8 protein-coding genes and 4 pseudogenes are annotated in these 11,114 nt (G+C 62.7%); 1 reads left to right on the top strand and 11 read right to left on the bottom strand.

The features are described from left to right. Nucleotides 1–126: pseudogene (gene rpsU, locus HKX24_RS17475) on the top strand (30S ribosomal protein S21); the annotation flags it as partial. Between the two features lie 52 nt (nucleotides 127–178). On the opposite strand, the gene HKX24_RS17470 reads toward rpsU, so the two are convergent. The 11 genes and pseudogenes from HKX24_RS17470 to HKX24_RS17420 all read right to left on the bottom strand — a co-directional run bounded on the left by HKX24_RS17470 (nucleotide 179) and on the right by HKX24_RS17420 (nucleotide 10,870). After that, entirely contained in the window at nucleotides 179–889 is a 711-nt protein-coding gene (locus HKX24_RS17470) for an IS6 family transposase (protein ID WP_271694220.1), read from the bottom strand. 47 nt (nucleotides 890–936) lie between these two features. Further along, nucleotides 937–1,035 (bottom strand): annotated as a pseudogene (locus tag HKX24_RS17465) (IS481 family transposase); the annotation flags it as partial. Between the two features lie 112 nt (nucleotides 1,036–1,147). Beyond that, nucleotides 1,148–1,606 carry a hypothetical protein gene (locus tag HKX24_RS17460; RefSeq protein WP_271694219.1) on the bottom strand — a complete coding sequence of 153 codons (459 nt, stop codon included), beginning with the start codon at nucleotides 1,604–1,606 and terminating at the stop codon, nucleotides 1,148–1,150. Between the two features lie 47 nt (nucleotides 1,607–1,653). Beyond that, nucleotides 1,654–1,848 (bottom strand): annotated as a pseudogene (locus HKX24_RS17455) (hypothetical protein); the annotation flags it as partial. Between the two features lie 15 nt (nucleotides 1,849–1,863). Beyond that, nucleotides 1,864–6,137 (bottom strand): annotated as a pseudogene (locus HKX24_RS17450) (strawberry notch family protein). Between the two features lie 106 nt (nucleotides 6,138–6,243). Then, entirely contained in the window at nucleotides 6,244–6,519 is a 276-nt protein-coding gene (locus tag HKX24_RS17445) for a type II toxin-antitoxin system mRNA interferase toxin, RelE/StbE family (RefSeq protein WP_071974127.1), read from the bottom strand. Continuing rightward, a complete protein-coding gene (locus HKX24_RS17440) occupies nucleotides 6,506–6,805 on the bottom strand; it encodes a type II toxin-antitoxin system RelB/DinJ family antitoxin (protein WP_044353023.1) in 300 nt (99 codons plus the stop codon). The genes HKX24_RS17445 and HKX24_RS17440 overlap by 14 nt, the downstream gene beginning before the upstream one ends. A 104-nt stretch (nucleotides 6,806–6,909) precedes the next feature. After that, nucleotides 6,910–7,566, bottom strand: a complete 657-nt coding sequence (locus tag HKX24_RS17435) for a hypothetical protein (RefSeq protein ID WP_271694216.1) — start codon at nucleotides 7,564–7,566, stop codon at nucleotides 6,910–6,912. A gap of 103 nt (nucleotides 7,567–7,669) precedes the next feature. Beyond that, nucleotides 7,670–8,263 (bottom strand): regulator, encoded by a 594-nt coding sequence (locus HKX24_RS17430; protein WP_271694215.1) that lies wholly within the window; start codon nucleotides 8,261–8,263, stop codon nucleotides 7,670–7,672. Between the two features lie 76 nt (nucleotides 8,264–8,339). Beyond that, nucleotides 8,340–10,322 (bottom strand): ParB/RepB/Spo0J family partition protein, encoded by a 1,983-nt coding sequence (locus HKX24_RS17425; RefSeq protein ID WP_271694214.1) that lies wholly within the window; start codon nucleotides 10,320–10,322, stop codon nucleotides 8,340–8,342. A gap of 158 nt (nucleotides 10,323–10,480) precedes the next feature. Continuing rightward, nucleotides 10,481–10,870: a DUF3768 domain-containing protein gene (locus HKX24_RS17420; RefSeq protein ID WP_271694213.1), complete on the bottom strand. Its 390-nt coding sequence runs from the start codon at nucleotides 10,868–10,870 to the stop codon at nucleotides 10,481–10,483. Nucleotides 10,871–11,114 lie beyond the last annotated feature (244 nt).

The following is an 11,114-nucleotide window of genomic DNA, read 5'->3' as shown; positions in this document are numbered from 1 at the left end:
AATAATGTCGATCAGGCTCTTCGGGTTTTAAAGAAAAAGCTTCAAAGCGAAGACGTTTTCCGCGAAATGAAACTCAAGCAGCACTTCGAGGAGCCTTCTAAGAAGAAAGTTCGCCAACAGGCCGAAGGGCATTGCCAACTTGTTTGCACGCGGCTGACGGCTGCCTGGTCCGCGCCTGTCATGCGGTCATTTCGAGAGCATAACCGTCCCAGAGACCGAAAGCATCGGTTCTGGCGTGACGGTATGAGACGGTGGAGAGTTGATAGCGGCGGGGTCGAAAGATGGTGTTGATCTGGTCGTGAGCGGCAAGGAACCTCTGCACTTGCTTTGGCGACTTGAAGCGTCCCATGAGCTTTTCACGCTTTCGAGTGGGTCTGTGTGATCCTTCGATCCGATTGTTCAACCCTTTGTGTGCTCGGTGATCCGCACCCGGCACAAGATCGTGGATCGGTTTGAAATAGCTTCGCAACTTATCCGTGATCACGACACGGGGTTTGCCGAATTGCGAAATCAACCGCTTCAGGAAGCGCCGGGCTGCCTTAGCACTCCGCCGTGGTTGGACGAGGATATCAAGAGTATCTCCGTTTGCATCCACCGCCCGCCAGAGCCAGCATTTCCGACCATTGATCGGGATGACCACTTCGTCCATATGCCATTTGTCAGCCGCGGCTGGACGGTCTCGCCTGATGCAATTGGCGAAATGGCGACCAAAGCGGTTGACCCATTGCCGGATCGTTTCCCGGCTGACCGTCACACCGCGTTCCGCGAGCAGATCTTCAACGTCAGCGGTGCTGAGCGCAAAGCGATGGTAGACCCAGACGGCGTAAGCGATGATCTCGCGCGGAAAACGAAAACCCTTCAGGCGCGGCATTTTGGGCGGTATCTTCATGCGTGGGCGGTAACCAGTTCAGAACATGCAATCAAGTTGGCAATGCCCTTCGACCGCTTCGGCTTGTCGCCTTCCATATCAGGCAAGCGCGAGATGCCATGTCGCTGCAGACACCGATGCAGCGCAGATCGCGTCAGGTGGAGGATTATGAGTTTTCATCAAGTGATGGTGCGGAGATCGTGAAAACGCCCGCAATCGCGCCGTGTTCGGGCAGGATTGCGGGCGGTGGCGTGAAGGCCGTCAGGTCTTTGGGCTGTCTTACTCGGTTTCGGGGAAGATACGCGTCGTCTCGTCACGGCCGCGCGGGCCGCCTTGCGGACCACCTTGACCTTGCGGAGGCGGTCCACCGGCAGTCGGGCGGGCACCCATCGGGCCGCCCATGCCCTGACCACCCTCGCTCCATTCCGCATCGGGATCGACGCCGACGACCAAGGCCGCGATATAGCGGTCCTTTTGCTCGCGGATGGCGGCATAGGCGCCTTCGCCGGCCTGCGTGGCAATGCCGTCGGTGCCGTTCAGGGTGTCGCGCTCTTCGGGGCGGGTATAGGCGGGGTGCTTGAGGTAGATATATTCGCTTAGCGCATCGGGCAGGAAAATCTGGCTGGTCAGGACGGTCTTTTCGTCCAGATACACCTTGTAATGGATATGCGTCGTGCGCCCGCGATACCAACCGGGGTAAATGGTGTCGAAAGTAGCGATGCCATGGTCATCGGCCATCTGCGTGCCGCGCAGATAGGTCTGGCCCGTCGTGTCCTGATCGGCATTCGCGCGATGAAGAACTCCGCCTCCTTCCCGTTCAACTGGTGCCCGCCCCGGTCGGTCAGACCGATGCAGCTACCATTCGGCACATAGGTGATCAGGTATTGACCGAGCCGGTCCTTGTGCACAACATAGCCTGTATTGGCCCAATGCACGGTCTGCCCGGCATCGACCGCGGCCTTGATGTCATCGAGTGTCATGGCCTTCCCCCTCGCCTATTCCGCTGCCATTGAAGCCACGCCCTGCGCGGCGTCTGGTCCGGTTCCAACAATCCGTGTGAGAATGCCCAATGTGTCGATCCCGTCCCCATGCGGCAGGAACACCCGTAGCTGGAAGGCGATGATCTCGGTGAAGCAGCTGAGGGCCTTGAGGCCGTCGATCATGCCCTTGTCGGCGCCGCCCAACTCAAGGCGCATCTCGCCTGCGACCCGGCGACGGGTCAGGGTGAGACCCCGGCCCAGATCGACAGGCGCGGTGGTGCCGAGGGCGGCGGTCAACATCTCCTGCGGCGTTTGCGGATTGGAGACGAGGAAGCGGGCGCGCAGCGCCGCCGCCCCTTCCTCGCTCAGCGTGCGCCCGAACATGGCGGTCGCCCCATCGGGCGTGACCCGGTAGATGCGCTCATTGGTGGTCGGAATATCCTTCCAGATCGGCAACAAGAGCCCGGTCAGCAGGTAGAGCTTGGTCGTGGTGGTTTTGGGCAGGGACGCGGCCTCGGCATCCCAAAGCCTTGCAAACTCGGGCCGTCCGATGTCTTCCCAAGCCGACGACTCGAACCGCGTCTCCTCGAGGTAGCTCGACCCGTTGGGCCGCACAACCTTGCGCATCAGCGTGACGATGTCCTCGTCATACATCTGCATCCGGCGGGCCGAAATGAGTGCCGCGCGACCGGAGGCGCGATTGACCATCGGCAGCTTGTCGGAGTTGCGCGACAGGGCGTCATCCGCCGACAGCACGTGAACCGGGTCCGTCACCTCAAGTCCGATGATCCGCGTCACGGCGCCGGATTTCGGGCAGGTCCAGAGATCCTCCGTGGAGACCTGTTCGATCTTTTCGCCGCGCAGGGTTTCCACCCCGAGATCGAGCATGCCCGCCGCGCGCGCCCGTTCAGTCTGATCGGCAATCCGGCGCATGAACTCGGCAAAGAGCGCGTTCTGCATATGGATGGGAAGGGCAAGCACCCGATTGAGAAACCGCTGGATCGGGGGAAGCTCTTCAAGGAGCACCCCGTCCTTGTCGATCAGCCGCAGGGCCGTCCAGTCGGTGAAACTCTCGTAGCTCATCGCCTCAGCGCGCCCGGCGGCAAGATCGGCGAAATACCCACGTAGTGCGGCCCGCGCGATCGGGCTTTCGAGATTGTCCTCCTCGCGGAACATGCCTTGCGAGCCGGTCTCCCGCTGGCCTTTGGTGAGCGCTCCCAGCTGATCGAGGCGTTTGGCTATAGTCGAGGTGAAACGCTTTTCGCCATGCACATCGGAGGTGCAAACGCGAAAGAAGGGCGCGCTGACCTGAGCCGAGCGATGCGTGCGGCCCAGCCCCTGGATGGCCGCATCCGCGCGCCAGCCTGGCTCCAACAGATAGTGCCGGCGCCGTTTCTGGTTCTTTGCCGTTTGCGCCGCGTGATAGGACCGGCCCGTCCCGCCCGCATCGGAGAAGATCAGGATATCCTTCTCGCCGTCCATGAAGGCTTGGGTCTCGGAGGAATTGCTGCTTGCGCTGCGCTTTTCGATGAAGAGATGACCATCCTCGGCCTTGAGGGGCCGGATGGACCGCCCCGTGACCTCGGCAACAGCCGCGTCGCCAAAGGCCCAGAGGATCTGATCGAGCGCCGAGGGGATCGGGGCGAGCGTCATCAACTCCATCATGGCCGCATCGCGCAAAGCGAGGGCCTCGCGCGAGACAACGAGCGCCCCAGTCTCATCCCGTAAAGGTTCCGCCACCATGTTGCCGTCGATCTCGACCAGCTTTTGCGCATGGATCGGGAAAGCCTGTTCGAGGTAGCCGAGAACATAGTCGCGCTGCGTCAAGGCCCCCTCAACGAGTTCATCCCCCGGGTCCATCGCCTCAAGTCGGCGTTTGAGCAGGCTCTCACCTGTCGAGACCACCTGGATGACGCAAGCCTTGCCCGCCGCCAGATCGTCCTTGATGGCGTGGATGATGCTTGGAGCCTTCATGCCCATCAGGAGATGGTTGAAGAAGCGCTGTTTCGTGCTCTCGAAGCGGGACTTGGCCGAGGCGCGAGCAGCCGAGGCATTGGTCTCGCCCGAGGCGTTGTTGACGCCGGTCGCTGTCAGCGCGGCCTCGAGATTGTGGTGGATCGTCCGAAACGAAGTCGCATAGGCGTCGTAGATCTCGATCTGGGCGGGGGTGAGCGCGTGCTCGAGCACGTCATACTCCACGCCGTCGAAGCTGAGGGCGCGGGCCGTGTAGAGCCCGAGCGTCTTGAGATCACGCGCGACCACCTCCATGGCCGCCACGCCGCCCGCCTCCATCGCCGAGACGAAGCTCTCGCGGCTCGGGAAGGGGTATTCGGGGCCTTGTCCCCAGAGACCGAGACGCGCGGCATAAGCCAGGTTGTGCACGCTCGTGGCGCCCGTGGCCGAGATATAGAAGACGCGAGCGCGGGGTGCTGCCAGTTGCAGCCGCAGGCCAGCAAGGCCCTGCTGGGAGGGTTTGATCCCCTGCCCTGCTCGGACCCGGCCGCGTTCTGCATGGCATGGGCCTCATCAAAGGCCAGCACGCCTTCGAACTCCGCGCCCATCCAGTCGAGGATCTGGGTCAGCCGCGTGGTGCCGCATTTGCCCGCCGAGCGCAGCGTGGCGTAGGTCACAAAAAGGATACCGTCGCCCATCGGGATGGGCTGGTCCGGTTTCCATTTGGAGAGCGGCTGGATATCGGCGGGCGAGCCGCCAAGATCGGTCCAGTCGCGGATGGCGTCCTCGATGAGCGTGGCGGATTTGGAGACCCAGACCGCCTTCCTGCGCCCGGCTAGCCAGTTCACGAGGATCAGACCCGCACATTCCCGCCCCTTGCCGCAACCGGTGCCGTCACCGAGGAAATAGCCGAGGCGATAGGCCCGTGCATCCGGGTCATCATCGGCGCGCGTCAGCTTGGTCTGGTCGTCATCTATGATGAACCTACCGGGCAGATCGCGCCCATGGGCATCATGCGCCATGACGATGGTCTCGAGCTGCGCCTCGGAGAGATGTCCCTCCTCGATCAACCGCGCAGGTAGGCGCAATTCCGAACTCGCGGCACCAGAGGGCACCGGCGGCGCGACTGATGCCATGGCGATGCTTTCGACCAGCGGCGTGGGATGTTCCAGCGCACCCGCGATCTCGATCCGCTGCGGACGGTAGCGCGCGTAGATGTCCGAGATGGGCGTGTTGTCGCGCGGGGTCTCAAGTCTCGTGAAAACTAGCGGGACAACGGCATTGGCCCGGGGTTTGGAGGGGGCGACAGGCGCAGCGGCGGTCTTGCGCGGGGCAGAGGATGCAACGGTCGGTCGCGCAGGAGTAACCGCTGCCGCCCGTTGGGCCGGGCGCATCTCGGTCCGGGTTGCCGCCACGGCGTCGACAAAAGGAAGGGCTTCGTCCAGATCGCACACAATGGCGCGGATCATCTCGCCACCCTCCTGCACCTTGTCGAAGACCATGAGCTGGGTTTCGACAGAGGTGCCGAGCTTGCGATAGACCTGTCCCGGCATCGTGAGTGCCAAGCGCGGCGTGAGCAAACCGCGGGCGCGAGACCAATGCGCGGCATCGCGTTCGGGCGTGAATCCCGGCGGCATGATCGCCACCAGCCGCCCACCGGGCGCGAGACGCTTGGCAGCCGCGACGAGATGTTTGGCGGCGATGTGCTTGTCTCGGGAGCGATCGACCGATGAGGCAAAGGGCGGGTTTATCACCACGACGTCGGGTAGAACCGGCGACTGCAGCAGATCGTCGATATGCTCGCCGTCATGGCCCGTCACCTCGCCGCCGAAAACCGCGCGCAGGAGGCGCTGGCGAAAGGGTTCGATCTCGTTGAGCAAAAGCGTGGCACCAGCCCGGGCGGCGAAAGCGGCCAGTGCACCGGTGCCAGCCGAGGGCTCCAGAACGGTCTCGCCCTTGCGGATCGCCGTGGCCTGCAAGACCAGCGCCGCAAATGGCAGCGGCGTGGAAAACTGCTGCAGCCGGATCTGCTGCTCGGAGCGGCGGGTTTCCGTCAGGAGCCGCGAGGCAAGCAGCCTTGCAGCGGCGATGTCACCTGCCGCGCCGTCCCCACGCAGCAGCACCTGAACAGCCGCGGCCTGCATCAGGTCGTAGGCCATCCGCCAATCCCAGGCGCCGCCGGCATCGCTGCCATGAAACGTCTCGCGCATGATGCGCGCAAGCGCTGAGCTGCGCAGGGGTTGGTGGTCGATCTCCGCGCCGATCTGCGCGAGGGCAGAGGCGAAGTTAGCGTTGGATTCAACAGGATTGGGGAGCGTTGAGAGAGGCTTGGACATGGGGAATTCCTTTGGATCAGGGTCTGAGTTCCAAAGGACAAAAAGCCCGCTCTACACTTTGAAGGCGTAGAGCGGGCAATTTCTTAGCGGGGGGCCTGCACCCCGATCATGGCCACTGCTGCGCAGCATGAAGAACGCGCAAAATGGTCACCATCTCAGGGCTTTCAGCATAAACCACGATGTAGTTCGGCCGAACAACCATCTCCCTAGTCCCGTCCACACGGCCCGCGCGGTACATCTGAGGGCGTTCTGGAAGGAGGGACGTCTTGTGTTCAATCTCGTCTTTGAGAACTTGGGCGGCATCCGGGTTGTCGTCAGAGATGTAGTCAATGATTGCCAGCAAGTCGGCTATGGCCGTGGCTTTCCATTCAAGATTTGGCAAGGCGCTTCCCGTCAATCAATGCCTGGGCGTCTTGCATCGCCTTGGCATGGGGCGTTGTGGGCCTTGGATCGTCCAGCGCTTCCTGTACCTTCGCCCTGAACCAGGCGTCATAGGCATCCGGATCAGCGGTCAATCCGGCAGGCAAGCCGCCTTCTGCGGCTACGCGGGTCAAAAGAATACGCACCGCGTCGGAGAGCGTCAGACCGACGCCCGCAAGTGCGTCCGAAGCCTGTGCTTTCAGCTGATCGTCAACACGGACATGAAGCATGGATGTTTGGGCAGGCATGGATGGTCCTCCAGTTGATGGGAGTGATGTATCTCATTTGAGATACGAATTCAAGTCGGCAGTATGTGCGCGCGTAGTCCCGTGGTGTTGTCTCAGCGGGAAACTCAGCCACCCTGCCCCGCCAGGAACTCCGCCAGCACAGGACTGACCGCGACTTTCGCAGAGCTGAGCAGCTCCGAGCCCGCAAGCGAGGCCTTCGACAGGCGTACGAGCCCACCGGTTTCCTCGATGCGGTAGCAGCGGCGTTTTTGCCGACCCCGCCTGTAGTGGGTCGCGGTGACGATCTGGCAGGTGCTGCCATCGGTGAGCGTCACAGGGGTGGCAAGCTTGATCTTGTCGCCTTCGGCATAGTCCGGGATCGCAGCCCAGTCCCGGCAACGCTGGCGCCAGTCCTGGGCGTAGCTGTCCGGGTCTTTCAGGTCGGAGAGAAGCTCGATCAGCCCAAGGGGAGCGCGCGACTCGTTCGGGCCAGCGCTTTCCTCCATGTCCTTGTAGCCCCAGCAGCCATCGTCGTACCGGGTGAGGAAGACGGCTCCGAAGGTGATCGAGCCATCCGCATCGGTGACATAGGTCGCATCCTCGACAGGGGTGCCGTCGAGATTGGTGACCCTTGCCGCCGCATACCAGGTTGAGCCGACCTTGCAGGCCTTGACCAGTTCGGTTTTGCGCCTGTCGCCTTCGAAAGTGCAGAGCCGTGTGATCTCCGCTTTCTCATCCGCGTAGGTTTGGACGCGACCGTCGGTGTAAAAGAGCCAACCCATCTCAGAGTCCTTTCTCTCATTGGGGAAAATTGTTGTCGCCAATGTCCCGAGAGGGCCGCAGGCCCGGCAGGGTATTGGCGATGCTTGTTTGAGAAAGGGCGCGTTACGCCGCCCTCCGGTCATCGATCTCCATCAGCGCATCGAGCGGCACGCGGTAGGGCTGCATCGCGTCGAAATCCTCGCAATTGCCGCAGTTCTGCACGATCGCGAAGGTGTCGCAGGCATCCTTGAGAATGACCTGGAAGGTGCCGCCGAGGCCCGAGGGCACCTCGTAGGTGCCGCCGATGAGATAGTCCGAGGCCCGGCGCACGAAGACGCGGATGCTGTGGCCATCGGTGGCGAGCCGGATCGCCCCCCGCCCCCGGTCGATGAGCACCTGCACGTCATCCAGGATGTCGGTGTAGAACTGGCCGGTCAGATCACGAAACGCCATGCGGCGCTGCGCCATCCAGTCGGTGTCCCGAAACGGGTTCATGCCGTCGGCGAAGGCGAAGGAGGGATCGGCCTGTTCGGTGGTGACGATACGGGTGGTCGTGCCATCGATGCCGTTTGAGCGCAGATGCACACCATTGCCGACGATGAGGATCAGGGCTGGCCTGTCCACGGGCCCGTTCCAGTTGGGCAGGAAGGTTTTGCAGGCGCGCGCATGCGCGATTTGCGCCGCAACTGCGGAGGCAGAGAACTTGAGAATAGCCATGGGGATGTCTTTCCGTTGGGTGTGGGAGGGTCGACCCGCGCGGGTGGCATGGTCCACGCGCGGGTCACTTGATGGCTCAGGCCGCTTGCGCGACCTCGCTGTCAGGCTCCGGGGCTTCCGCAGTGGGCTCCGCCTCATCAAAGGCGATACCGGCGGTCTGCATCATCGGCGGGCACCAGGCCGCGACTGCGGCGCGCTGTGCATCCGTCAGCGTGGCGAAGGGTTCGGCAAAAAGCTTGTCGCAGAAGGCCACAATCTCTTTCTTGCTCGACGAGGCCAGCGTCACAGCCTCCTGAGCGAGACCCAGATCCTCGCCGAGGATCTTCAGGAGCCAGGCCTTCTTGAAGCGGTTGAAGAGCGCCGCATTCGGCGTCCAGTGGGCGCGGATGTCGGGCATGATCTCGATCTCGAACGCATGCATCAGGCTGTCGCGCTGGCGGTCCCGCGCGAAGCAGGACTGCGTGGTGCTGGCCGTGGCATAGGCCACGAGCTTGACCTTCTCCCCTGCATTGAGCGCGCGAAACGCCGCGAACTGATCAGCGGGCGCGCGGGTGTCATCGAGCCACGAGAGGTCCAGCGCATCATGCGCCGCCGCCACCTGCTCGAGCGAGGTCTCGTCGATCTCGTCCATCTTGGCGTGGCTGCGGTATTCCTTGCGGGCCTCGACCTTGATCGCCTGCGTGACACTCATGCCGCTAGTCAGAACGTCACTGACCAGCTTGAAGAGCGTCAGATCAAGCGTGGCTTCCGGATGCAGCGCCATCGCGGCCCCCAGTGCCATGGCCCGCTCGGTCTTGAGATCCTCGGCCAGCGAGGCCGGATAAGTGATTTCGCCGGCGTCTGGGGCCTCCTCCCCAGTCGGGTTAGACGAGGAGCCGCGCGCGCCCTCCTCTTTGACGGTGTCTTCCGGGCGGACGAGGCCCACATGGAGCGTCACCTGACCGCCCTGCCACGACGCGATCACCCCAGACCGCGCGAGGTCCTCGGCGCTGTAGGCCTCCTGCAGATCGCGGGCTTCCTCTTCCAAGGCGTCAACGCGGTCATAAAGGGCGTTGTAGGCACCGTCCTCGAGATCCTCATCCGCCATCTCGAGCTGCAATTTCTCGAGCTCGGCGTTGATCTCATCGATGCGCTTCTGGGCAGCCTCATCCGGCTCGATCGGGCCGGGATAGACGCGGACGTAGTCGGCCATGGTCGCGTAATCATAGCGTACCATCGCATCGGCCCAGGCAAATCCCAGCCTCATACGGGCCTCTTCGGCAGCAGCACCGAGCTTCTCGAGCAGGATGGTCTCGACCAGCGCCGCATCCTCGAGCACGGAATGCTCTTCCAGAAGGTCAGTCGCGACGGCGCCGCCGCGTGCCTCGTAGTCCGCGCGCACGAAAGCCCCGATATCATCGCTGACGTGCACCCCGCGGGATTTGAGTGCCTGACGGACGGTATAGGCCTGCAGATAGCCGCCGTCCTTCGTGAGCGCCTCGAAGACCTCGCGTTGCGCCTCCTGACTAGGGTGCTCGGCAAAGGCTTTCATCGTGTCGAGCGTGATCACCTTGCCCCGGGCAGCGGCGCGGATGTCGGGGTGGATCAGGCCATACCGCAACCGTCCTTTGACGGCGGCCACCGTGGTGCCGAAGGTCTTGGCGATCGTCTCGGGCGTCTGGCCGTCGACTTCCATCATCCGGGCGAAGGCCTCGAACTCGTCGATCGCGTTCATGGGGGCCTGGGTGACGTTCTCGGCGAGCGACAGGGCCGTGGTGACATCGCAATCCTCTGGCACAAGACGGCAGTCGATCTTGGCCTTCGCCGTGAAGCCTTTCGCGGCCTTGTCCGCGACCAGCTCCTTCAGCGCGGCATGCCGACGGCCACCGGCGAGCACGGCGTATTTGCCGTCAAGCTTCTGGACCAGGAGCGGCTGCAGCAGGCCCAGTACGGCGATGCTGGCCTTCAGATGGACAATGTTCTCGGGGTCGTAGGTTTCCGGGGAGTTACCCCGCACATTTGCGGGGTGAGCTGTCAGATCGCCAATAGCGACGGAGACGGGTTTAAAACTTGCAGTCATGGGATATCCTTCTCGATGGATTTGGAGCGGCCCACGCATTCAGATGCGCGGTCAATCCCCAAAGGAGGGGATCACCACGACAAAAGGCCCACTTTCCCTTTGAGGGGTCAGCGGGCCTTCATCGTCTCAGATGTTAGGGGGAGGAGTCCCCTGCCCTTCTACCAGTCGCGCGCCAGCATGATGGTCAGCACACGCATAGTTGTTGCAGGGTTGTCCGGGGTTTCGGCCCCGTAGCGGAAATCCGAGTCTGCCTCATAGAGATCAATCTTCCAGAACACGGTCTCGCCCCGGGTCTCGACCGCGCCGAAATCGTGCCATCCCTCGGGATCATTCTCAGGCTCGAATGTGGCAAACTCACCGGTCGCCTTCACCGCCTCGGCCATGAAGCCATCGCCGGCCTCCATAAGCGAGCGGGTGACGTGCATGCGGCCCGGGATCGGCTGCGCGGGCGGCACTCCGAGGCATGCGAGCTTGCGAAACGCGTCGTTCTGCGCTGCGATCACACTCGGATCAGGGCGGTCTGTCTGGGGCTGTGCAGTGATGGTCATGGGGATCTCCTTTGCGAAGTTGAAACACCCTTCCCAAAGCCTGCTTTCACTTTTCCTCTTGGTAGAGGATCCCGTCGAAACCTGGCCGGACCAAACAGTTCCAATAGTCCGCTAAGCGGACTTTGCTGCCGTTCGAGTTTTGGCTGTTAAGGTCCGCTTTATGCGGTTTGCGATAGCCGTCATTCGTCCTTGGGGCTACCTGAGATATTCGCGGTTCCGATTGCGCGACCAAGTTCACCCGAAA

The sequence above is a fragment of the Sulfitobacter sp. M85 genome, assembly GCF_029285915.1.
In the GTDB taxonomy this organism is placed as follows: Bacteria; Pseudomonadota; Alphaproteobacteria; order Rhodobacterales; family Rhodobacteraceae; genus Sulfitobacter; species Sulfitobacter faviae.
The sequence above is the reverse complement of the archived record's forward strand: the minus strand, read 5'-3'. Positions and strand labels throughout refer to the sequence as shown.

Coding starts and splice junctions, on each gene's coding strand:
- HKX24_RS17425 (WP_271694214.1), bottom strand. CDS start 10,322: ATGACTGCAAGTTTTAAACCCGTCTCCGTCGCTATTGGCGATCTGACA.
- HKX24_RS17440 (WP_044353023.1), bottom strand. CDS start 6,805: ATGCCTGCCCAAACATCCATGCTTCATGTCCGTGTTGACGATCAGCTG.
- HKX24_RS17420 (WP_271694213.1), bottom strand. CDS start 10,870: ATGACCATCACTGCACAGCCCCAGACAGACCGCCCTGATCCGAGTGTG.
- HKX24_RS17435 (WP_271694216.1), bottom strand. CDS start 7,566: ATGGGTTGGCTCTTTTACACCGACGGTCGCGTCCAAACCTACGCGGAT.
- HKX24_RS17460 (WP_271694219.1), bottom strand. CDS start 1,606: ATGGCCGATGACCATGGCATCGCTACTTTCGACACCATTTACCCCGGT.
- HKX24_RS17430 (WP_271694215.1), bottom strand. CDS start 8,263: ATGGCTATTCTCAAGTTCTCTGCCTCCGCAGTTGCGGCGCAAATCGCG.
- HKX24_RS17470 (WP_271694220.1), bottom strand. CDS start 889: ATGAAGATACCGCCCAAAATGCCGCGCCTGAAGGGTTTTCGTTTTCCG.